Raw genomic sequence first — 23,020 nt, 5'->3', positions numbered from 1 at the left:
TGTATCAAAATGCTTTTAATATACAAAAGTAATTCTGAAGGTAAGTTTGAGCAAACATCAAATATTGGTTATAACAGTTGGCTTCATCTCGAAGCACCAACATCCAGTGAAATTGAACATGTGATGGCAGCTCTTGCTATTCCAAGCGATTTTTTAACCGATTCACTCGATATAGAAGAACGCCCGCGAATTGAAGAACGTGACGGGGCTGTCTTGATTGTTATTCATATTCCTTATGATCGAATAGATGTTGAGAGCTCTTCTCAAGACGTGAAATATCGAACAATTCCTATGGGTATCGTTCACACTGAACATCATATGATTACGATATGTAGAGAAGAGCTACCTTTCATGAAAGATCTGTTTAATGGCGAGATGACTCTTTTTGAGACACACATGAAAACGCGCAACACCTTAAATATATTAAGTATAACTGCGCGGGCGTATATTGATATTTTAGCTACTATTGAACGGGAAGTCTCTTTAGCAGAAAGGGAACTTGCCAAGTCATATCGTAATAGTGAGTTGTACACATTACTATACTTGAATGAAAGTCTTATATATATGGTAACATCACTAAAACAGATGAAATTTACTATGCAAAAAACATTACAGGGGAGCAATATCATATTAGATGAAGACGATGCAAATATTTTAGACGACGTGCTTATTGAGATAGATCAAGCGTATGAAGTGACGGAAATCAATCAAGTTAATTTAAATAATATTATGGATGCATATGGTAACGTAATTCAAAACAACGTAAGCCAAGTACTCAAATTACTCGCTTCATTTACAATCATATTGTCGGTGCCGATGTTAATTGCCAGCATTTATGGGATGAATGTGCCGCTACCATATCAAAATACATCAAATGCATTTTGGGTAGTAATGGTCGTAATGGTCTTGTTGACTGGTTTGTCTACCTTCGTTTTTTACAAAAAAAATTATTTTTCTCGATAGCATAGTGGAATGACTTATACCATTTTAATAGAATAAATTCTAATGTTGAAGTAAACGAATACTTTAATATGATACGTCACAATAAGAATTTTTCAGTAATTGAAGAAGAAAATCTACTATTCTATAAACACTTAAATGACGAACTCAAATGAGCTTTGTTACGATTAGCAATTATAGTACCAATTGACAGAAGAAAATATTTTTTTTATAATGCTCGTTAGAAAATAGTAAAAACAATGATGGAACAAGTACGTATTTGTGCGTGTAAAAGAAAGGGATTTCTTGGCTGAAAAAATCCTCACAATAGCAAATACCGAAAGCTACTCCAGAGTGCAGTTAATCCCTGCCGTTCACTTACGTTACAAGTGCTAAAGAGGTAAGTATACTTTTACTTACAACTAGGGTGGTACCGCGAGAAAATCACAAGTCCTCGTCCCTTTATTGGGATGGGGGCTTTTTTTATGTTGATTTGCGGATTCATATCGTGATTTTACAAAACATATTGGGAGGAACTTTTCATATGAAAGCAGTAGAAATTCGCCGCATGTATTTAGAATTCTTTAAAGAAAAAGGTCATCATCATGAGCCATCAGCACCGCTTGTGCCAATCAATGACCCATCATTACTTTGGATTAACTCAGGTGTTGCAACACTTAAACCATATTTCGATGGTCGTATCATTCCTGACAATCCACGTATTACAAATGCTCAAAAATCAATTCGTACAAATGATATTGAAAACGTAGGTAAAACGGCTCGACACCATACGTTTTTTGAAATGCTTGGTAACTTCTCAATTGGGGATTACTTTAAAAAAGAAGCTATTCATTTTGCATGGGAATTCTTAACAAATAAAAAATGGATGGGCTTTGATCCGGAGCTTTTATCTATTACTATCCATCCTGAAGATCAAGAAGCGTATGACGTTTGGCATAACGAAATTGGTATTCCTGAAGAGCGTTTAATCCGACTAGAGGGGAACTTCTGGGATATTGGTGAAGGTCCATCTGGTCCTAACTCAGAAATTTTTTATGACCGTGGGGAAGAATACGGTTCAGATGAAAATGATCCAGAGATGTATCCAGGTGGTGAAAATGAACGCTATCTTGAAATTTGGAACTTAGTGTTCTCTCAATTCAACCATAATCCTGATGGCACATATACACCGCTACCAAAGCAAAATATTGATACTGGTATGGGTCTAGAGCGTATCGTATCAGTTGTTCAAAATGTTCCAACGAACTTTGATACTGATTTATTCATGCCTATTATTGAAAAAATCGAGCAGTTAGCAAATCGCAAATATAAACTTCCAGGTGAAGTAGCGCTAAGTGAAATCTTCGGTTCAGAAGAAGATATCAACACACCATTTAAAGTTATCGCGGACCATATCCGTACAGTGGCGTTTGCCATTGGTGATGGTGCTCTTCCTTCAAATGAAGGTCGTGGTTATGTATTACGTCGTTTACTACGTCGAGCTGTGCGCTATGCAAAACAAATCGGTATTGAAAAGCCATTTATGTTTGAATTAGTACCAACTGTTGGTGAAATTATGAATGATTTCTACCCAGAAGTAACGGAAAAATGTGAGTTTATCCAACGTGTTATTAAAAATGAAGAAATTCGCTTCCATGAAACATTAGACGGTGGTCTTGCTATCTTTAACGAAGTAGTAGAGGCTCAAAAAGCAGCTGGCCATGACTATATTCCAGGTGCAGATGCGTTCCGTTTATATGATACTTACGGTTTCCCAATCGAATTAACAGAAGAGTATGCGGAAGAAGTAGGCATGAAGGTAGACCATGAAGGCTTTGAAGCAGCAATGGAAGAACAACGTGAACGCGCACGTGCAGCTCGTCAAGATGTGGACTCTATGCAAGTACAAAGTGAAGTGTTAGCAAACTTGACGGTTGCAAGTGAATTTGTAGGCTTTGATGCATTATCTGTAGACACAGAAATTGCGGCGATGATTGTTAATGGTCAAGTAACAAAAGTAGCATCTGAAGGTCAAGAAGCACTAGTTATTTTAGCTAAAACACCATTCTATGCTGAAATGGGTGGTCAAATTGCGGATAGCGGTGTTATTGCTAATGATAGCTTTACTGCCATTGTAAAAGATGTACAAAAAGCACCAAATGGTCAGCCGCTTCATACAGTACTTGTAGAATCTGGCGAAATGCATGTTGAAGATGCGGTGAAAGCAGTAGTTAACCGTGATGAACGTAATTTAATTATTAAAAACCATACAGCAACACATATTATGCAACGTGCATTAAAAGATGTACTAGGTGATCATGTTAACCAAGCAGGTTCATATGTAGGACCTGATCGTTTACGCTTCGACTTTTCTCACTTCGGTCAAGTGACAAAAGAGGAATTACAGCAAATTGAACGTATCGTAAATGAAAAAGTGTGGGATGATATAGAGGTTGTGATTGAAGAAAAGGGCATCGATGAAGCAAAAGCTATGGGTGCAATGGCATTATTCGGTGAGAAATATGGTGATGTTGTTCGCGTTGTTTCAATTGGTGACTACTCTATTGAGCTTTGCGGTGGTATTCACGTAAAACGTTCTTCTGAAATTGGCTTCTTCAAAATTGTTTCAGAAGGTGGTATCGGTGCAGGTACTCGCCGTATTGAGGCCGTTACAGGTAAAGTTGCATATGAAACAGTAAAAGAAGAAGAAGCGTTATTAAACGATGCAGCAGCTTTATTAAAAGCAAATCCAAAAGATATTGTGACAAAAGTACATGCGTTACAAGCTGACTACAAAGAATTACAACGTGAAAATGAGGCATTATCTCAAAAAATCGCAAATGCACAAGCGGGTGCTATTGTGGATGCAGCGCAAACTTTTGGTGATGTAACAGTTCTTTCTACCAAAGTTGAGGCGAAGGATAATAATCAACTGCGCCAAATGATGGATGACTTAAAAGCTAAAATGCCTAAAGCTGTTATCGTTCTTGGTGCTGTCGATGGCGATAAGGTTATGCTATGTGCGGGTGTCACAAAAGATTTAGTTGGTGGCAATTACCATGCAGGAAATATCGTAAAAATGGTAGCAGAAGCATGTGCTGGTAAAGGTGGCGGTCGTCCAGATATGGCGATGGCAGGTGCAAAAGATGCATCAAAACTTGATGAAGCACTACTTTCTGTGTATGATTATGTTAAATCCATTTAAATAATACGCCAAATCATGTTATAATAAAGAGAAATTGGAGATGAGCTTTTTGCACATCTCCTTATTTCTGAAAGCGAGGTGCTGGTCATGAGTTCATTTGATCAAACGATGAAATTTAATTTTCCAGAAGAATCAATGGAACAGGAAGTCAAGCAGGTAATGTTGAAAGTACATTCTTCTTTAGAGGAAAAGGGATATAATCCTATCAATCAGATTGTCGGTTATTTACTTTCTGGTGATCCGGCGTATATTCCTCGCCATCAGGATGCTCGTAATTTAATTCGCAAGCTTGAGCGTGATGAAATTCTAGAAGAGCTTGTTAAATTTTATATTAAAAAGAATAACGAGGGCTAGAAATGAGAATTATGGGATTAGACGTTGGGTCAAAAACCGTAGGCGTTGCCGTTAGTGATGCTCTAGGGTGGACGGCCCAAGGTATTGAAACCGTAAAAATTGATGAAGCAAACGGCGAGTTCGGAATTGACCGTATAGCCGAGCTAGTAAAGGAATATGTTATAACAGAATTTGTTGTAGGATACCCGAAAAACATGAATAATACGGTGGGACCGCGTGGAGAGGCTTCTGAAGACTATAAAAAGCTTTTAGAAGATACATTTTCATTACCGGTCAAGCTTTGGGATGAACGTTTAACAACGATGGCTGCAGAGCGTATGCTAATCGATGCGGACGTAAGTCGCAAAAAGCGTAAGCAAGTCATTGATAAAATGGCTGCTGTGATGATTTTACAAGGCTATTTAGATAGCAAAAATTAATTGATGAGGTGACAAGCACATGGCACACGAGCACAACCATGAAGAAGAATTACATGTACAACACATTACAGTGATTGACGAGAACGGAAACGAACAGCTTTGTGAAGTGATTCACGTACATGAATCGGCTGAATTTGGTAAATCATACGTATTTTACTCTATGGTAGGTGCAGAAGAAGATGCAGATGGTTCTGTAGAAATCTTCGTATCTTCATTTGTACCATCTGAAAATGGTGAAGATGGTGAGTTAACACCAATCGAAACAGAAGCAGAGTGGGATATGGTAGAAGACGTATTAAACGCTTTAGAGGATGAAAACGAGGACTAATCGTAATCTTTAAAAGTGTGGAACAAGGATGGCAACAAGCACTCCTTGTTCCTTTTTTACTTTTGAAAGAATAAAGCTGGCTCATCACTAAAAGTTGTGGATGACATTTTTAAAAATATATGCTCTGTATATTAGTTGATCTTCGTTACGACTGGACGATTCCTTGGGGATCAGCAATAGAGGAACGAAGGCTAAGACCATCACGTCCTGTGATAACGCCTTTGTGACCAACATCGTGTCGTTGCCGCTACGTTTGCACTACGCTTTCGCACAAAAAAACACTTGTTGCCCCAAGCGGCTCATCGGACGCCCCCAGGAAGCTTTGCTCTGTGCGAAAGCGAAGCGTCAGCTACAATTGTTTTATCTGTGCGAAAGCGAAGCGTCAGCTACAATTGTTTTATCTGTGCGAAAGCGAAGCGTCAGCTACAAAGCGCCCAGTCGGAACGGAAATCAACCACACGTTATGGTGATGAGCCATAAGCTGTGAGGTTATGTGAGACTATGGCGAATCCAATGAATTAAAGGTGAGATTTTTGTGTCACCCAAAAAATGACTCGTATCAAAGTTTGAAACATAATTTAGCCTAATTAAGGAGGAGATTAAATGAGTGAAGAAACACAAGAGTTTCTTATAGTTGGAGAGGATGGCAAGGAGCAAAAATGCCGTGTGGTCTTTACCTTCGATGCAGAGGAGAAATCATATGTATTGTTTTCGTTAATTGACGAAGATGGTAACGAAATTCCTGGAGACATTTCTGCTATGACATTTGATTACGATGATAACAATGGAGAAATGACAAATTTACAGCCTGTTGAAACTGAGGCAGAATGGGAAATGATTAATGAGGTAGTCCTAACACTTCTAGACGAGTTTCAGGAGGAGCCGCAGCTAATTACAGTAACAGATGAGGATGGATCAGATCAGGTTTGTGAGGTCATTCATACATTTTCGTCAGAACAGTTTGGCAAATCCTATGTACTATATGTTCTGTCAACGGACGAACCGATAGAGGAACGAGATATTTTTGCTGCCCAATACGTACCTGGAAATGACGGAACAATTGAAGAATTATTACCCATTGAAACAGATGAAGAATGGGCATTTGTTGAAGATGTATTAAATGATTTGTAACAAAAACTCTGAGTGCTTAATAAAGCTACTCAGAGTTTTTTTATGTAAGTGGGTATTAATATGTAAAAGTATGCTATCTGTAAATGGAATTTGTGTATTTTCGATTGAATGTAATGAACTTTCGAGAAAAAAACATTTTTTTACGAAGTGTTTTATCAGGATTTTTAGATGGTTAGGGATGGTGTGGAAAATGAAGTATTGACCAATTGTGAGTAAGTAGATAAGATTTGTTTTAATTAAACCAAGTAAGCTTATTTATAAAGAATGGAATAAGATGATGACATTATGTGGACTACTGGTCAGTGTATTGAGATAGGTTTGTTGGCAGGCTGCACAAGCAAAGGAAAGTGATTATACAGTTGAGGATATTACAAATATTACCACGTGATTTTGAGGACTTTGTGAACAACGTTGTGCCAATTTTACAAGAACGTGGCATTTATCGGAAAGAGTATATAGGTTCAACACTAAGAGAATATTTAGGGCTATAAAAACCACAAAATAGATTTACTAAAAGCAAGGTGCCTCAGAGCTGAGTGATGTTTATACTCGTAACGAACGTGAGCAACAGCTAGTCCAGGATACTCGTGAATTGGCCCAACAAATTGACAAGACAGCTACTAAATATGATGAGAGCGGAGGATTTCCGTTTGAGCATTTTAAAATTGAAAAAAATATGGCGGCGAGGAAATTTCTCTTTATGAAATGTTATTAGCACAAGAACAATTAGCTAGAGATATAGCCGCTTCAATCCTCCGACAGATGATGTGGTTATCTCACAGCTTGCAAAGGGGTTACTAGTCGATATCAAACAAGAATCTTTTCAATTATAGTCTGAAATAAGTGACACGTTATCACTTTATATTGAGATAATAAGTTTTCTGACCGTTAATGTGGGAAAATAATCTTAACAAAATAGTTGGTAGATTTTTGTTTTCTCCATGGCGAGCTTTCCATAATCAAACTCTCATTAATTTTACCTGGATTTTTATATTTCCATTGAAGCCATAAAACTATTTTGGTTTCAGCTTGTTAATTAACCCTGTGAAAATCAACTTTTATTTATTGCTTCATATTAACTATATTTTTTCTTTTGTCGTAACCTGTTTTTTCTGTGTGCTTTTTCTACTGAATTATCTATTTCTGTTTGTCGTGAAAGTTGATTTCTAGTATGATAATGAAGTGATAGGGGGGAAACCCGTGAATAACGGTTCAAAAAAACAAGAAATGTTTTCAAAAATGCAAGAAAGAAAATCCGAGGTAAAAATTGTGAGAAAAATCGTTGCTATTGTTACAATTGCTTTTGTTCTAATATTAGGGATTGTCGGTTTACTAGGCTATAATTATGTGAAGAGTGCCTTAAAACCAATAGATCCGGATGCGACTAAAACAATAGCAGTTGAAGTACCAATTGGTTCAAGTTTAGGCTCTATTTCGACTTTACTAGAGAAAGAAGGCATTATTAAAGATTCTCGTGTTTTTAAATACTATGCCAAATTTAAAAATGAATCAAAATTCCAAGCAGGGGATTATGATTTAACTCAGGCAATGACATTTGATGAGCTAATAGAAAGTTTAAAAACTGGGAAGGTATACCGTAAGCCAGTCTTTACGATGACGATTCCAGAAGGTTTAACGCTTGAACAAATTGGTAATATTGTTGAAAAGAAAACGCCATACACTGAAAAGGAATTTATGGACTTAGTAACAAGCGATACATTTGTTCAACAAATGAAGGCTAACTACCCTGAGCTTGTGACAGATGCGGTTTTAGCCGATAATATTCGCTATGATTTAGAGGGCTATTTATTCCCTGCAACTTATTCTTACTTTGAAGAAAAACCTTCATTAGAATCGATTGTAGATGAAATGGTGGGGGCTATGGACAAGATTGTGAAGAATTACAGCGATGTTCTAGCTGAAAAGAAAATGTCTGTGCATCAATTATTAACATTTGCTTCATTATTGGAAGAAGAAGCTACTGCCCAAACAGATCGAGAAACGATAGCGAGCGTATTCTATAATCGTATGGATCAAGGGATGCCACTACAAACAGACCCAACTGTTTTATATGCGCTTGGTTCCCATAAAGATCGTGTACTATATGAAGATTTAGAAGTAGATAATGTCTATAATACTTATAAAAATAAAGGCTTACCACCAGGTCCTATTGCAGGTGCTGGAAAAACTTCGATTGAAGCATCGCTAAATCCAAGTAAAACAGATTACCTATTCTTCTTAGCGGATAAAGAGGGTGTCAACCACTTCTCGAAAACATATGATGAACATTTACAAAAAGTAGAAAAATATTTGCGCAAGTCAGAGTAATGTCTTTAAAATAGAAAAAATAAATAACAATAATGTGGATAGAAGGAAAGAAAAATAGCTTTCCTTCTATTTTCGTGCTATTATAAGTTGTGATTTTTGATCAATCCGCATGGAATAAATTCAATCAGTCCGTTAATGCGGGATAATATACGTGGTGGCAATTGTTATGAGCTTATACAAAAACAATTGCTCATTTTTGTATGACGAAGTACCAAGACATCACGTTTGGTCTTTTTCTTTTTGTTGCTAAATGATGAAGTACAGACAACGAGAGATTGCTCGTTGCCTTTTAAATGAGGGTGGATTTAACAATGGAATTATCAGATGCATATATACAATCATTTATTCAACCACGTAATGATTTGCTTTTAGAAATGGAAGCATTTGCGGAGGAGAATCATGTACCGATTATGCAGCTTGCAGGCATTGATGCTTTGAATCAACTGCTACGTATTCAAAATCCGTCAAAAATTTTAGAGATTGGGACAGCAATTGGTTATTCTGCAATAAGAATGGCAGAGGCTTTACCAAATGTGCATATCGTTACAATCGAGCGTGATACAGAGCGTGTTGCGAGAGCGAAGGCTTATATTGAACGTTCTACAGTATCAAATCGTATTACCGTCATTGAAGGAGACGCCTTAGAGGTAAAAGATGAGGCAATCCATACAACATTCGATGCAGTTTTTATCGATGCTGCAAAGGGGCAATATCAACGCTTTTTTGAAAAGTACGCGCCTCTTGTAAAATCTGGCGGAGTTCTATATATCGATAATATGTATATGCATGGCTTATCAGATTTGGATTTAAAGGATGTACCGCGTCGCAAGCGTACAATGATTCGCAATTTAAAAAACTTCACTGAATGGATTATGCAGCACCCAGATTATACAAGTGCATTTTTACCAGTCGGTGACGGCTTATTACTATGTTTGAAGAGGTGACTATTATGAAAAAACCGGAATTGCTTGTTACACCGCAATCAGTGGACCATGTAAAAGTACTTTTACATGCTGGAGCAGATGCTTTTGTCATTGGTGAACAACAATTTGGTCTTCGACTAGCAGGAGACTTTTCTGTTAGTGAAGTAGAAGAAGCTACAAAGCTGATTCATGCAGCGGGTAAAAAGGTGTATGTTGCGGTAAATGCGCTATTCCATAATGAAAAATTGGATGCGCTTGCCGAATATTTAAAAGAAATGCAACGTATTGGCGTTGACCGTTTAATTTACGGTGATCCAGCAGTATTAATCATTCGTCGTGAGCAAGGTGTAACAATACCGTTACACTGGAATCCTGAAACAACTGCAACGAACTGGTTTACGGCAAATTATTGGGGAAAAAGAGGAGCAACTCGCGCAATACTTGCTCGTGAACTTTCTTTAGATGAAGTGCTAGAAATTAAAGAAAGCGCGGAAGTAGAGATTGAGGTTCAAGTACATGGGATGACATGTATGTTCCAATCAAAACGTCCATTACTAGGCCATTATTTCTTATATCAGGATAAAGTAATGGAAATTGAGAATCGTAAGGAAAATCGTAATATGTTCCTTCATGATGATGAACGTAATAATAAATATCCAATTTATGAGGATGTTAATGGTACGCATATTTTCAGTCCAAACGATATGTGCACTATTGATGAGCTAGGCGAATTATTCGAAGGTGGCATTGATGCATTGAAAATTGAGGGTGTACTTCAAACACCAGAATATGTGGCCACAGTAACAGAAGCTTATCGTCAAGCAATCGACACATATTTTGACGAATCAGAAGATGCGTATGAAGATATTAAAGATGATTTATTAGCAAAAATTGAAGAAATTCAGCCTGCCATCAGACCTCTTGATACTGGCTTTATCTTCAAGGAAACAGTTTACTAGGAGGTGGCAAGAACATGGCATTAGCATTACAACAAAATGACAAAATCCGTGAGATTGTAGACGGTAAACGTGTCATTACAAAAAAACCAGAGCTACTTGCCCCTGCAGGTAGTCTAGAAAAATTAAAAGTAGCAGTTCATTACGGTGCGGATGCGGTATTTATTGGTGGACAAGAGTTCGGCCTACGTTCAAACGCAGATAACTTCTCAATTGAAGAAATGCGTGAGGGTGTTGAATTCGCCAATAAATACGGTGCCAAAATCTATGTTACTACAAATATTTTCGCCCACAATGAAAATATGGACGGCTTAGAGCAGTATTTAAAAGATATTGAATCTGCGGGTGTTACAGGCATTATTGTAGCGGACCCTCTTATCATCGAAACATGCCGTACTGCTGCACCAAAGCTTGAAATTCACCTTTCTACACAGCAATCTTTATCAAACTGGAAGGCTGTACAGTATTGGAAAGAAGAAGGCTTACATCGTGTAGTATTAGCTCGTGAAGTAGGCGGCGAAGAAATGCAGCTTATGAAGGAAAAAGTCGATATTGAAATTGAAGCATTCGTTCATGGAGCGATGTGTATCGCTTATTCTGGTCGCTGTGTACTTTCGAATCACATGACTGCTCGTGATTCTAACCGTGGGGGTTGCTGTCAATCTTGTCGCTGGGACTATGATTTATACGAGGTAGAAGATGGCGAAGAAAAGGCACTTTTCGATGATAATCACGCATCTTTTGCGATGAGTCCGAAAGACTTAAAGCTAATTGAAGCAATTCCACATATGATTGAACTTGGTATTGATTCATTAAAAGTAGAAGGTCGTATGAAATCAATTCACTATGTTGCTACAGTTGTTTCAGTGTACCGTAAAGTGATTGATGCTTATTGTGCTGACCCTGACAATTTCAAAATTAAACGTGAGTGGCTCGAGGAATTAGACAAATGTGCTAACCGTGATACTGCTGAAGCATTCTTCCACGATGCACCTGGTTACGAGGAGCAAATGTTTGGTGTACATGGCCGTAAAACGACTTATGAGTTTGCTGGACTAATTTTAGAGCATGACCCAGAAACGAAAATGGTTACAATGCAACAACGTAACTATTTTAAACCTGGCGATGAGGTAGAATTCTTTGGGCCAGAAATCGAAAATTTCCGTTTTACAATGGGTGAAATTTGGGATGAGGATGGCAATAGCTTAGATGCTGCTCGTCATCCACTACAAATTATTAAATTTAAATGCGACACACCATTAAAACCGCATAACATGATGCGAAAGGAGAATAATTAATGGCAGCGAAGCGTCCAGTCGTCATCGGAATCGCTGGTGGCTCATGCTCGGGAAAAACAAGTGTGACCAATGCCATTTATGATGTTTTCCGTGACCATTCAGTAGTTGTAATTGAACAAGATTTTTACTATAAAGATCAAAGTCATTTAACGTTTGAGGAGCGTTTAGGTACAAACTATGACCATCCGTTAGCGTTTGATAATGATTTGTTAATTGAGCACATAAAAAAATTATTGCTACGTCAACCAATTAACAAGCCTGTGTATGATTATGTACAACATACAAGAGCACAAGAAGTTATTCATGTTGAACCTGTAGATGTTATTATATTAGAAGGTATTTTAGTGTTAGAGGATGCAGATTTACGTGATTTAATGGACATTAAATTATTTGTAGATACGGACTCAGATATACGTATTATTCGTCGTATAATGCGTGATATAAAAGAGCGTGGGCGTACAACAGATTCTGTAATCGAACAATATTTAACAGCAGTACGTCCAATGCATAATTTATTTATTGAGCCGACGAAACGTTATGCTGATATTATTATTCCTGAGGGTGGGGATAATGAGGTTGCAATTGATTTGATGGTAACGAAAATTAAAACTATTCTTGAAACCGACAACGTATTGTAATAAGATAGAGTGGTATTGACAATATTTACATGCGTATCTGTGCATATTTCGGAAAGGCATGCATACTATTAGGTCAAAGAGTAATTTGAAAACGTTTAAAAATAATAAAATTCGATTAAATGTACCCTACTAGGCATTTAATCGAGTTTTATGTTTTTATATTGACGAAAATAAGGAGTGAAGAACTTTGGCAAACGAAAAACAGTTCCCAATGACAGCTGAAGGTAAGAGAAAATTAGAAGAAGAATTAGTAAAATTAGAAACAGAAACACGTAAGGAAATCGTAGAACGTATTAAAATCGCTCGTGATTTCGGGGATCTTTCTGAGAACGCTGAGTATGATTCGGCAAAAGAAGAACAAGCCTTTCTGGAAGGTCGAATTTCTACATTAAAATCAATGATTCGTAACGCAGTTATTATTTCTGAGGATGAAACGGACAACAGTGCGGTATCACTAGGGAAAACGGTTACATTTGTAGAAATTATTAATGGAAAACCATCAACAGAAGAGGAATCTTACACGATTGTTGGTTCGGCTGAGGCAGATCCAATGGAATTCCGCATTTCTAATGAATCACCAATTGCTAAAGGCTTGCTAGGTCGTGCTGAAGGCGAAGAGGTTGTCGTACAAACACCTGGTGGCGAAATGAAAGTTAAAATTATTTCAATAAAATAATTTTTTGTACAAGCAGTTAGCTTATCTTTTAAAAGAGAGCTAGCTGCTTTTTCTTCATCCGCAAATGTTTTTTTGTAGCGACAGCAACAACAGGGTTTATCTGTGCGAAAGCGAAGCGACAGCAACAACAGGGTTTATCTGTGCGAAAGCGAAGCGACAGCAACAACAGGGTTTATCTGTGCGAAAGCGAAGCGACAACAGCAATTACGCCAAGGAGAAATTGATTCTTGAATCCATATTCCGTTTAAATTTTCACGCAAATGGTAAAAAATGGTTCTTTATCGAAAGTTGTGGATGACATTTGCTAAAACGTATACTATGTAAATAGGTTGATTTTCGTTACGGCTGGGTGACTCCTTGGGGATTAGCGACAGCAGCTACAAAGCGCCCAGTCGGAGCGGAAATCAACCACACGTTTTGGTGATGATCCAAAAATCTTTGGAAAATACGTCGAGATGTCTTTATTTTTCTCTATGAAAAAATATATGAGCACAATTATTTTGCAAGTACTGTTGAACTTGATAGAATATTGGCTAGAGAGGGGGAGACTTCATGAGTGAACGACAAACTCGAAGCAGTCGTCATTTGCAGCCATCTCATAATAAAAAGCTAGATAAACTATTGAATGTTTTAATTGGTATTGTCGTGATATTAATTATTATAACAGCAACATACGTGTTTAAATGGCAGGATGATGCAGGAAAAGCTGAGAAAGACGAGCCAATACAGGAGCAGAAGAACGACAAAGAAGATGTGAAGGAAGAGCCTTCTAAAGAGCAAAATAATGATGTTGCAGCTCAAGAGGAAAAACCTGCAAAGGAAGAGCCCACAGAAGAAACTCAAACATCTGAACAGGACGCTACTACTGAAACTACTTCAGACAACCCAATTGTTGACAAGGTCATAACAAATAAAAGTTGGGAGCCTACACCTACAACACAAACAGGCCAGCATGTGTCTTCTTACGATGATAAATCAGTAGACTGGGCTGAAAAGGTCGCAACAGTTACAGCCGTTACAGGTATCGAAAAGGATCAGATGATTGTCTGGCGTATAGGTAATAACGGTAGTGCTAATTCGGCTATTGCAACAGTCTCAACGAATGATAAGACAAAAATGTATCGTGTTAGCATGGAATGGGTCGACAATGAAGGTTGGCTACCAGTTCAACTTGAGCAACTAAATACATTAAATGGCGCCTATTGACGAAAATAACTCGTTTGTTTATTTTTAATAGAGCTAATAAAGAAGGGAATTAACAGAGATATGAAAATTGCAGTAATCGGCGCAATGGAAGAAGAAGTAGAGCTTTTACGAGCATCATTAGATCATGCAAAAAGCACAACAATAGCAGGCAGTGAATATACAACTGGAACTTATGAAGGGAAAGAGGTAGTTTTATTAAAAAGTGGTATTGGTAAAGTGAATGCTGCAATGTCAACTACTATTCTATTACATGAATTCAAGCCTGATGTAGTCATTAATACGGGCTCTGCCGGGGGCTATGATGAGACTCTTGAAGTAGGCGCAGTCGTTATTTCAGATGAAGTCCGTCATCATGATGTAGATGTAACGATTTTCGGTTATGAAATTGGTCAGATGGCTGGTATGCCAGCAGCTTACAAATCAGATGAAAAACTTATGAAAGTGGCTGAAGAGGCAGTAAAGGCAGTTGGAGAGCACCAGTACGGTGTTGGTTTAATTTGCTCAGGCGATGCTTTTATGAATGATCCTATTCGTGTAGAAGCTGCTCGTCGCCATTTCCCACAAATGAAGGCTGTAGAGATGGAAGCTGCAGCTGTTGCACAAGTTTGCTATCAATTTGATACTCCGTTTGTTGTTATTCGTGCTTTATCAGATATTGCTGGAAAAGAATCGAATATCAGTTTCGATGAGTTTTTGCCAGTAGCTGCAAAGCATTCGACACAAATAGTACTAAAAGCTATTGAAACGTTATAAAGTTAAACTTTAATCAGAGGGGGAGTTTTTTATCGCCCCGCTGATTATTAGTTTTCACCAATCGTATTTTTATTGCCCGTTAATGTGGGATAAAGTACACAGAATGGTCAAAATGAGTGGTCTGTAGTGTGAGAAAAATCACAGTTTGAAAGTCTCACCAATGCTAAACTGTTGTTAATTAAATCTCTTCATATTTGGATGGGAGGCATTCCGGGTGCTATTTTTAACAGCAGGTGTAGTCATTATTACGACGTTACTAGGTACACTTATTTCAGCAGAACTTTCAGAATCTGTAGAATTTCATTGAGGAAAAAGCTCTCTTGCGACATTCAATATCGCAAGGGAGCTTTTTACAGTTTAATTAGTTTCGCTAACTTTCTAAGGATTGGCTCATTACCAAAAGTGCAAAAACCATCTGCCGCTGACGCTTCGCTTTCGCGCAAAGTGGCTCATCAGCCCCTCCAGGAAAGCGCTCAATCGGAACGGAAATCAACCACATGTTATGGTGATAATCAAAAAAATACAAGATTAATTGCCGATTAATCTAATGGATTTATTGAAATTTTACAATTATCAATTTACAGTATATTATTCAATAGACTTTTGATCTCTTTTATATAATTGATAGAGTTTAATAAGCGCTCGCTTTTCAATGCGAGATACATAACTACGAGAAATATTTAAACGTGCAGCGATTTCCTTTTGCGTAAGTGCATCCTGTTGGTTTAAACCATAGCGAAGGGTAACGATTTCTAGCTCACGAGCATCAAGCATATGCAAATAATGGTATAGTTGTGCAACATGCTCTTTATGTTCAAGTTTTTCTGTTGCACTCTCTTCATCGCATTGTAATAGATCTCGGATTTGTAGGGCATTACCATCTTTATCTGTACCGATTGGCTCAAATAAGGAAACATCTTTTTGCACTTTTTTCTGAGTACGCAAATGCATTAAAATTTCATTTTCGATACAACGGGCAGCATAAGTGGCAAGACGGGTTTTTTTGTCAGGCGTATAACTTTCTACAGCTTTCATAAGACCAATAGTACCGATGGAAATATAATCATCAAGTTGTTCATGTTTTGGGTGGAATTTTTTCACAACGTGTGCAACGAGCCTCATATTACGCTCAATTAGATCAAGACGCGCTTGCTCATCACCGCCTAAAAATCGTTCAATACAAGCAGCTTCCTCTTCTTTTGAAAAGGGTTTATGGAAAGTTTGCCCCTTTAAATAGCCAAGTAACGCTGGGATCTCAAGCCATAACTGCAACATAGATGTAAAAATTCCGCTCATTGAATGATTTCATCCTTTCCCCATTTTTCGACAGTATATGTTAAGAAACTGCGTTAAATGAAAAAAAGTGCAACAGCAAATGCGCTGTTACACTTTTTTTAACGTGATTGTACTAATCATTAGTAATGCTAGTATTGGGAAAAGGAAAAGATAAAATGCCGGGTGGAACGTATTAGAGGCAAAATACGTTAAAGTTATAAGCGTACCTGCCGCAGTAATTGGTAACCCTGTGAAATAACCGTTTGCTTCACTAATATTGAAGCGAGCTAATCTCATTGCACCGCAGACGATGTACAGTACTGTCATCATCATGCCGACAAAACCAAAGTCGACTAAGACAACTTCATACATTAATAATGCAGGTGCCACACCAAATGATATAATATCACTCATAGAGTCTAATTGTTTACCTAGATCAGACACTTGTCCGAGTGCTCTAGCTACCTTTCCATCATAGCGATCAAGAAGGGCAGCAATAAAGATAAACAAGACACTGTAGCTATAATATTCATGTAGTGTAGCCATAATGGCCGCGCCACCAAAGGACATATTACTGATTGTAATGAAGTTTGCTGTTTGCGATTTCATTTTCTTAACCGTGGTATCCACCAACTTGTGATAAAAAAACAAGGGGGATCACTCCTTTACACTTAAGATATTTTACCATTATACTTCGAATGCGAAAAAATTGACAGTCTAAATTAATCGATAGGGGTTTTGTTTTATGAAAGAAAAACTATATCAACGCTTGATTGAATTAACAAATGGCAAGCAATCCTCCCAGCTTTTGCAAACTATTGCAAAAGCAAAGTGGAGTAAACGTATTATTCCTAGTTACATGAAGGTATACGATATTAAACTTGAAGAGGTTTCAAAAAAACAACAACAATTTTCAAGTTTACATGATTTTTTCACAAGAGAGCTTTTAGAAGATGCACGTCCAATTGAACAAAATACCACTACCTATGTAAGTCCAGTGGATGCGAAAATAGAGTCATTTGGACGTATCGAATGGGATATGACGTTTCTTGTAAAGGGTAAGCCTTATGCATTACAAGATTTACTTGGCAATACAGAACGTGCTGCACAATATGCAGATGGACATTTTATTGTGTTTTACTTGAGTCCTGCAGATTATCACCGTATTCATAGCCCAATTGATGGGCGAGTGCTAAGACAATATACGCTTGGGCAAAAATCCTATCCCGTTAATCAGCTAGGTCTTACATACGGTAGAAAACCAATTTCACACAATTATCGTTCAGTAACGGAGCTGAAAGTGGTTAAAAATCAGCAGGTAGCGTTTATTAAAGTTGGTGCTACCTTTGTAAACTCTATCGTACTCACTAATACCACAACACAGTGGCGTAAGGGTGAAGAAATCGGATATTTTTCATTCGGCTCAACAGTAGTTATGCTATTTGAAAAGGATGCAATAGAATTTACCGATAATGTTGTGCAAGGAAGCCCAATTCGAATGGGTGAAGCCTTTGCAAATATGCTATAATGGTCGAATAATACATTTAGATTAGGGGTCACTATTTTGTATAATTTTTTATTACCAGATGAATTTGTAACGAGCATTTTTGAAATTACACCGGAAAAACTTCAAGACATAGGCATTAAAGGAATCATTACGGATTTAGATAATACGCTTGTGGAATGGGACCGTGCAGATGCAACGGAAGAGCTTATTATTTGGCTTCGCATTATGAAAGAATCAGGCATTCGTGTTATTATTGCGTCGAATAATAATGAAGCACGTGTCAAGCATTTTGCCGAGCCACTAGATATTCCGTATATTCATAAGGCTAAAAAGCCACTTCGTAATGCCTTTTATAATGCAGTTATTCAATTAGGGCTACGTCCACAGGAAGTAGTAATGGTAGGAGACCAACTACTAACGGATGTAATGGGTGCAAATCGCTTAGGCTTGCACACAGTACTAGTAAAACCAGTTGCACAATCAGATGGGCTCGTAACAAAATTCAATCGATTCATTGAACGTCGCGTGTTCAATGATTTAAAACGAAAAGGAATCATTACTTGGGAGGAAAAAGAATGAACGAAATGCCAAATTGTATTGGCTGTGGTACAACAATTCAAACAGAAGATAAAACAGCAGTTGGGTATGCACCCCAATCATCATTAGAAAAAGACGTGGTCATTTGCCAACGTTGCTTCCGTTTGAAAAACTATAATGAAATTCAACCAGTGTCATTAACAGATGACGACTTTTTACGCATATTAAACGGTCTTGGAACACAGCAAGGCTTAATCGTAAAAATTGTTGATATTTTTGACTTCAATGGGAGCTGGTTACCAGGACTTCACCGCTTCGTTGGGAAAAATCCTGTATTATTAATCGCGAATAAAGCCGATTTATTACCGAAATCTGTGAAACCGAAAAAAGTGATTAATTGGCTAAAACGTGAAGCGAAGGCTCTTGGTCTACAACCTGTCGATGTACTTTTAGTGAGTGCCCATAAAGGTAAAGGAATGACTGAAGCGATGGAAGCCGTTGACGAGTATCGTAATGGACAAAATGTTTACGTTGTAGGTTGTACAAATGTTGGGAAATCCACGTTCATTAATCGTATTATCAAGCAGGCAACAGGTGAAGGTGAGGTTATTACAACTTCTCATTTCCCGGGTACAACTTTGGATATGATTGAAATTCCATTAGATGATGGCAGTGCATTATATGATACACCAGGGATTATTAATCATCATCAGATGGCACACCATATTGACGCTAGTGAATTAAAATATATTATGCCTAAAAAAGAAATAAAGCCGAAAGTTTACCAACAAAATGCGGGACAAACTTTATTTATCGGTGCTCTTGCTCGTTTTGACTTTATACAAGGTGATCGTTCGGCATTTACGGTGCATGTGGCCAATGACTTACCAATTCACCGCACAAAGCTTGAGAAGGCAGATGCATTGTATGCAGAGCATAAGGGTGAATTACTTGCACCTCCAACTGCAGACTTTATAGACCAGCTACCGCCATTAGTGCGTCATGAGTTCTCCATCAAAGAAGCGAAAACAGACGTTGTCTTCTCTGGTCTTGGATGGATTACTGTGCAGCATGCAAATGTAGTTGTAGCAGCTTTTGCGCCAAAAGGTGTACAAGTTTCAATTCGCCCATCACTAATTTAGGATGTACAAGTAGAGAAGAGGGACTAGGAAATGAAGAAATGGTTTGCGGTTATTGGTGATCCGATTGAACATTCAAAATCCCCAGCAATGCACAATGCTTGGTTTGAGGAACTGACGATAGATGCGACGTATATTCCAGTGCATGTATCTTCTGAAAATATGGAGTCAGCGGTTGCTGGCCTAAAAACATTAGGTGCAAGTGGCTGGAACATTACAATCCCACATAAAACAGCGATCATTCCTTATTTAGATGAGCTAGATGAGTTGGCAGAAAAAATGGGAGCTGTCAATACGGTTGTCCGAACAAAAGAAGGTAAATTAAAAGGATACAATACAGACGGTATTGGTTTTGTGCGCTCGCTAGAAGAAGCGGTTGGTAAGTCTCATAAGGATAAGCCAGTCCTTCTTATTGGTGCAGGCGGTGCTGCTCGCGGTATTGCCTTTGCTATGCAACAGCAAGGTTACACGAATTTAACCATTGCCAATCGCACAGTGGCAAATGCCCAAGCAATTGTCGATGAAATGGGTATAGGTCATGCTATTTCTTTAGCAGAGGCTGAGGAAACATTAGCTGATTTCGGCATTTTAGTGCAAATGACATCGGCTGGACTTGCTACGGGCAATTTTTCAATGCCATTTTCACTAGAACGACTTGCAAAAGGCGCAATTGTGGCCGATATTGTGTATAATCCATTAATGACGCCTTTTTTAAAAGCGGCTGAGGAAAAAGGAGCAACCGTCGTTACGGGTCTTGGAATGTTCGTTCATCAAGGGGCTATTGCTTTTGAGCACTGGCTTGGTGAATACCCAAATACAAATTCAATGATTGCGCAACTGAAAGCGCAATTAGGAGGATATTAATTTTTATGTTAACAGGTAAACAAAAACGTTTTTTACGTGCAGAAGCACACAATCTAACACCAATTTTCCAAGTAGGAAAAGGCGGCGTTAATGACGAAATGACAAAACAAATTCGTGAAGCATTGGAAGTACGAGAGCTGATTAAAGTACGTATTTTAGATAACTGTGAGGAGGACAAGCATGAAGTTGCAGAAGCACTTGCAAAGGGTGCTCATGCAGAGCTTGTGCAATTAATTGGACTGACAGTTGTTTTATATAAAGAATCACGCAATCATAAAAAGATTGTATTACCAAAAGCAACGAAATAAGGTGAGACGATGAAAAAGGTCGGTTTACTGGGAGGCACATTTAATCCACCACATAATGGACACTTAATGATGGCTAATGAAGTACTGCATGCATTGGATTTAGATGAAGTTCGCTTTATGCCAAATGCGTTACCACCACATAAGTTTGCACGTCATGATGCCAGTGATGTGGAGCGCCTTGAAATGGTAAAGCGTGCAATAAGTCCATATCCGCATTTTTCTGTGGAGTCGTATGAGGTAGAGAAGGGTGGCGTATCCTATTCATATAAGACACTTACTTCGTTGTGTATAAGAGAACCTAATGTGAAATTTTACTTTATCATTGGCGGCGACATGATTGATTCGCTTCACACATGGTACTGTATTGATGAATTAGTGAAGCTTGTGCAATTTGTAGGAGTAAAGCGTCCAGGAACAGAGGCCCTAACAGAGTATCCTATACTAATGGTGGAAGCTCCCCAAATCGATTTGTCGTCCACACTGATTCGTGAACGCCTTGCCACTGGAGGAACGGTTACTTTTTTACTGCCAGAAACGGTAGAGACGTTCATACGAGAGGAAGGTCTATATGGAACGCGAACAGTACTTGGCGGCGATTAAGCCACGCATGCCTGAGAAGCGCTATATTCATACCATTGGTGTAATGGAAACAGCCATTGAGCTAGCAACATTATATGGTGAGGATGAAAAAAAGGCTGAGATAGCTGCCATCCTTCACGATATTGCGAAATATGCAGATATCGAATGGATGGAGAAAATCGTCCGTGATGAAAAATTAGATGCTCGCCTTATTGGCTGGGGTAGTGAATTACTGCATGGTCCAGTAGGTGCATATATTGCAGAAAGCGAATTTGGCATTACAGATGAGGATATGTTAAATTCTATTCGTTTTCATACAACAGGACGCGCGGGCATGAGCCGTTTAGAAAAAATTATTTTTGTTGCAGATATGATTGAACCTAATCGTAAATTTGATGGTGTTGATCGTCTACGAAAAAAAGTAAAGAAAAATTTGGATAAAGCGATGAGTGCTTGTGTGCGCCATACATTGGTATTTTTAATTGATACAAAACAACCAATTTATCCATTATCAATAGAATGTTATAACGATATGATGAAAAGAGAGGACAGTGAAGGATGACTTCAACTTTATTACAATCAGCTTACAAAGCAATTGACGACAAACATGGTGAGGATATTGTCGTTTTAAATATGCAAGGCATTTCACTTTTAGCAGATTACTTTATTATTGCTCATGGTAATTCTGACCGCCAAGTGCAAGCAATCGCTCGTGAATTACAAGAGGTAGCAGTAAAAGAGGGCTATGAAATTCGTCGTGTAGAAGGCTTCGATGGAGCACGCTGGGTTCTTGTGGATCTTGGAGATGTTGTAGCACATGTATTCCATAAAGATGAACGTGCTTATTATAATTTAGAACGTCTATGGGGCGATGCACCGCAACTAGACATGCCAGAGGCTTAAGTGTGAGTAGTTACGAGCAATTTGCGCACGTGTATGATGAGCTGCAAACCGATATCCCTTACAATCTTTATGTGGAATGGGTTTTGCAGCATGCACCGAGCAGTCAATACCCGAATCTTTTAGATATCGGCTGCGGTACAGGTGTGCTTAGCCTGTTGTTTGCGCAGGCAGGTTACAAGGTGAGTGGGATTGATTTATCTGAAAGTATGCTCTCCATTGCCGCAGAGCGCTTTGCAGACGCAGGATTACATGTGCCTCTCTATTGTATGTCGATGGATGAATTAGAGGGCTTTGAGGCGCTTGACGTTGTAACGATTGCTATTGATTCACTGAATTATGTAGTGGACGAAAAAGCTGTTTATTCAACACTAGAACGTATTTATGGGGCTTTACGAGATGGAGGCCAACTGTTTTTTGACGTGCATTCATTATTTAAAATGAATGATATATTTTTAGACGGACCGTTTACGTATGACGATGGTGATATTAGCTATGTATGGCATACGGAGCCTGGCGATTTTGAACATTCCGTTATCCACCAAATGACGTTTTATGTGCGTGATGCTGAGAGTGATCTGTATGAACGCTTCGACGAGGAGCATAACCAACGCACATTCTCAATTGAGCAATATATGGCATGGCTTCAGGAAATTGGCTTTAAACATGTAGAAGTAACAGCAGATTTCACAGATGAAGGCCCTGAATATGAAAGTGAACGCATTTTTATCCGTGCGATGAAATAGTAAAACAGCTT

Annotated in this window: 28 protein-coding genes and 1 other annotated feature; of the genes, 26 read left to right on the top strand and 2 right to left on the bottom strand. The window is 38.3% G+C overall.

The features are described 5' to 3' along the window. Positions 1–9 precede the first annotated feature (9 nt). The 17 genes from FJQ98_RS19915 to mtnN all read left to right on the top strand — a co-directional run bounded on the left by FJQ98_RS19915 (position 10) and on the right by mtnN (position 15,154). Positions 10–963: a magnesium transporter CorA family protein gene (locus tag FJQ98_RS19915; protein ID WP_053596215.1), complete on the top strand. Its 954-nt coding sequence runs from the start codon at positions 10–12 to the stop codon at positions 961–963. Between the two features lie 227 nt (positions 964–1,190). Beyond that, positions 1,191–1,404 (top strand) — a binding site (T-box leader). A 79-nt stretch (positions 1,405–1,483) separates the two neighbouring features. After that, positions 1,484–4,144 carry an alanine--tRNA ligase gene (gene alaS, locus FJQ98_RS19910; RefSeq protein WP_053596216.1) on the top strand — a complete coding sequence of 887 codons (2,661 nt, stop codon included), beginning with the start codon at positions 1,484–1,486 and terminating at the stop codon, positions 4,142–4,144. Between the two features lie 87 nt (positions 4,145–4,231). After that, the gene (locus FJQ98_RS19905; protein ID WP_024363117.1) at positions 4,232–4,498 is read left to right on the top strand and encodes an IreB family regulatory phosphoprotein; all 267 of its coding nucleotides are present in this window, start codon (positions 4,232–4,234) and stop codon (positions 4,496–4,498) included. A gap of 2 nt (positions 4,499–4,500) precedes the next feature. Then, positions 4,501–4,917: a Holliday junction resolvase RuvX gene (gene ruvX, locus FJQ98_RS19900; RefSeq protein WP_053596217.1), complete on the top strand. Its 417-nt coding sequence runs from the start codon at positions 4,501–4,503 to the stop codon at positions 4,915–4,917. Positions 4,918–4,936: 19 nt separating this feature from the next. Further along, positions 4,937–5,245, top strand: coding sequence for a DUF1292 domain-containing protein (locus FJQ98_RS19895; RefSeq protein WP_053596218.1), 309 nt, complete (start codon positions 4,937–4,939; stop codon positions 5,243–5,245). Between the two features lie 329 nt (positions 5,246–5,574). Next, positions 5,575–5,715: a hypothetical protein gene (locus FJQ98_RS19890; RefSeq protein ID WP_158003078.1), complete on the top strand. Its 141-nt coding sequence runs from the start codon at positions 5,575–5,577 to the stop codon at positions 5,713–5,715. A gap of 133 nt (positions 5,716–5,848) precedes the next feature. Beyond that, positions 5,849–6,376, top strand: a complete 528-nt coding sequence (locus FJQ98_RS19885; protein ID WP_053596219.1) for a DUF1292 domain-containing protein — start codon at positions 5,849–5,851, stop codon at positions 6,374–6,376. Between the two features lie 359 nt (positions 6,377–6,735). After that, complete coding sequence (locus FJQ98_RS27320) at positions 6,736–6,867, top strand: hypothetical protein (protein ID WP_277815967.1); 132 nt, start codon at positions 6,736–6,738, stop codon at positions 6,865–6,867. Positions 6,868–7,576: 709 nt separating this feature from the next. After that, positions 7,577–8,704: an endolytic transglycosylase MltG gene (mltG, locus tag FJQ98_RS19880; protein ID WP_053596220.1), complete on the top strand. Its 1,128-nt coding sequence runs from the start codon at positions 7,577–7,579 to the stop codon at positions 8,702–8,704. Positions 8,705–9,015: 311 nt separating this feature from the next. Further along, a complete protein-coding gene (locus tag FJQ98_RS19875) occupies positions 9,016–9,648 on the top strand; it encodes an O-methyltransferase (RefSeq protein ID WP_053596221.1) in 633 nt (210 codons plus the stop codon). A gap of 5 nt (positions 9,649–9,653) precedes the next feature. Next, complete coding sequence (locus FJQ98_RS19870) at positions 9,654–10,586, top strand: peptidase U32 family protein (RefSeq protein ID WP_053596222.1); 933 nt, start codon at positions 9,654–9,656, stop codon at positions 10,584–10,586. A 14-nt stretch (positions 10,587–10,600) separates the two neighbouring features. Continuing rightward, positions 10,601–11,881 (top strand): peptidase U32 family protein, encoded by a 1,281-nt coding sequence (locus FJQ98_RS19865; RefSeq protein WP_053596223.1) that lies wholly within the window; start codon positions 10,601–10,603, stop codon positions 11,879–11,881. After that, positions 11,881–12,519, top strand: a complete 639-nt coding sequence (gene udk / locus FJQ98_RS19860; RefSeq protein ID WP_053596224.1) for a uridine kinase — start codon at positions 11,881–11,883, stop codon at positions 12,517–12,519. Before FJQ98_RS19865 ends, udk begins: the two co-directional genes overlap by 1 nt. Before the next feature lie 187 nt (positions 12,520–12,706). Then, positions 12,707–13,195, top strand: a complete 489-nt coding sequence (greA, locus tag FJQ98_RS19855) for a transcription elongation factor GreA (RefSeq protein ID WP_053596225.1) — start codon at positions 12,707–12,709, stop codon at positions 13,193–13,195. Positions 13,196–13,297: 102 nt separating this feature from the next. Further along, positions 13,298–13,426 carry a hypothetical protein gene (locus FJQ98_RS27315; RefSeq protein WP_277815965.1) on the top strand — a complete coding sequence of 43 codons (129 nt, stop codon included), beginning with the start codon at positions 13,298–13,300 and terminating at the stop codon, positions 13,424–13,426. Between the two features lie 321 nt (positions 13,427–13,747). Then, on the top strand, positions 13,748–14,401 hold the full coding sequence (locus FJQ98_RS19850; protein WP_053596226.1) for a YrrS family protein: 654 nt from the start codon (positions 13,748–13,750) through the stop codon (positions 14,399–14,401). A gap of 60 nt (positions 14,402–14,461) precedes the next feature. Next, positions 14,462–15,154: a 5'-methylthioadenosine/S-adenosylhomocysteine nucleosidase gene (mtnN, locus tag FJQ98_RS19845; RefSeq protein ID WP_053596227.1), complete on the top strand. Its 693-nt coding sequence runs from the start codon at positions 14,462–14,464 to the stop codon at positions 15,152–15,154. 588 nt (positions 15,155–15,742) lie between these two features. Here mtnN and sigK read toward each other — a convergent pair. Together sigK and pssA are read right to left on the bottom strand one after the other, a co-directional pair. Continuing rightward, entirely contained in the window at positions 15,743–16,450 is a 708-nt protein-coding gene (gene sigK / locus FJQ98_RS19840) for an RNA polymerase sporulation sigma factor SigK (protein WP_053596228.1), read from the bottom strand. A gap of 87 nt (positions 16,451–16,537) precedes the next feature. Then, the gene (gene pssA / locus FJQ98_RS19835; protein ID WP_053596264.1) at positions 16,538–17,038 is read right to left on the bottom strand and encodes a CDP-diacylglycerol--serine O-phosphatidyltransferase; all 501 of its coding nucleotides are present in this window, start codon (positions 17,036–17,038) and stop codon (positions 16,538–16,540) included. 136 nt (positions 17,039–17,174) lie between these two features. On the opposite strand from pssA, the gene FJQ98_RS19830 reads away from it, so the two are divergent. The 9 genes from FJQ98_RS19830 to FJQ98_RS19790 are packed head-to-tail and all read left to right on the top strand — an operon-like array spanning position 17,175 to position 23,009. Continuing rightward, positions 17,175–17,957 carry a phosphatidylserine decarboxylase gene (locus FJQ98_RS19830; protein WP_053596229.1) on the top strand — a complete coding sequence of 261 codons (783 nt, stop codon included), beginning with the start codon at positions 17,175–17,177 and terminating at the stop codon, positions 17,955–17,957. 36 nt (positions 17,958–17,993) lie between these two features. After that, positions 17,994–18,515: a YqeG family HAD IIIA-type phosphatase gene (locus FJQ98_RS19825; RefSeq protein ID WP_053596230.1), complete on the top strand. Its 522-nt coding sequence runs from the start codon at positions 17,994–17,996 to the stop codon at positions 18,513–18,515. Then, a complete protein-coding gene (gene yqeH, locus FJQ98_RS19820) occupies positions 18,512–19,615 on the top strand; it encodes a ribosome biogenesis GTPase YqeH (RefSeq protein WP_053596231.1) in 1,104 nt (367 codons plus the stop codon). The genes FJQ98_RS19825 and yqeH overlap by 4 nt, the downstream gene beginning before the upstream one ends. Positions 19,616–19,645: 30 nt before the next feature. Next, the gene (gene aroE, locus FJQ98_RS19815) at positions 19,646–20,476 is read left to right on the top strand and encodes a shikimate dehydrogenase (RefSeq protein ID WP_053596232.1); all 831 of its coding nucleotides are present in this window, start codon (positions 19,646–19,648) and stop codon (positions 20,474–20,476) included. Positions 20,477–20,481: 5 nt separating this feature from the next. Next, complete coding sequence (gene yhbY / locus FJQ98_RS19810; RefSeq protein WP_053596233.1) at positions 20,482–20,784, top strand: ribosome assembly RNA-binding protein YhbY; 303 nt, start codon at positions 20,482–20,484, stop codon at positions 20,782–20,784. 9 nt (positions 20,785–20,793) lie between these two features. After that, positions 20,794–21,384, top strand: coding sequence for a nicotinate-nucleotide adenylyltransferase (locus tag FJQ98_RS19805; protein ID WP_053596234.1), 591 nt, complete (start codon positions 20,794–20,796; stop codon positions 21,382–21,384). Beyond that, positions 21,353–21,925, top strand: coding sequence for a bis(5'-nucleosyl)-tetraphosphatase (symmetrical) YqeK (gene yqeK / locus FJQ98_RS19800; protein WP_053596235.1), 573 nt, complete (start codon positions 21,353–21,355; stop codon positions 21,923–21,925). Before FJQ98_RS19805 ends, yqeK begins: the two co-directional genes overlap by 32 nt. Beyond that, complete coding sequence (gene rsfS, locus FJQ98_RS19795; protein WP_053596236.1) at positions 21,922–22,266, top strand: ribosome silencing factor; 345 nt, start codon at positions 21,922–21,924, stop codon at positions 22,264–22,266. The genes yqeK and rsfS overlap by 4 nt, the downstream gene beginning before the upstream one ends. 2 nt (positions 22,267–22,268) lie before the next feature. Further along, complete coding sequence (locus FJQ98_RS19790; RefSeq protein ID WP_241774613.1) at positions 22,269–23,009, top strand: class I SAM-dependent DNA methyltransferase; 741 nt, start codon at positions 22,269–22,271, stop codon at positions 23,007–23,009. Positions 23,010–23,020: the final 11 nt, after the last annotated feature.

It is taken from the genome of Lysinibacillus agricola (assembly GCF_016638705.1).
Classification (GTDB): Bacteria; Bacillota; Bacilli; order Bacillales_A; family Planococcaceae; genus Lysinibacillus; species Lysinibacillus agricola.
Note: the sequence above shows the minus strand (reverse complement) of the source record. Positions and strands in the feature narration are given on the sequence as shown.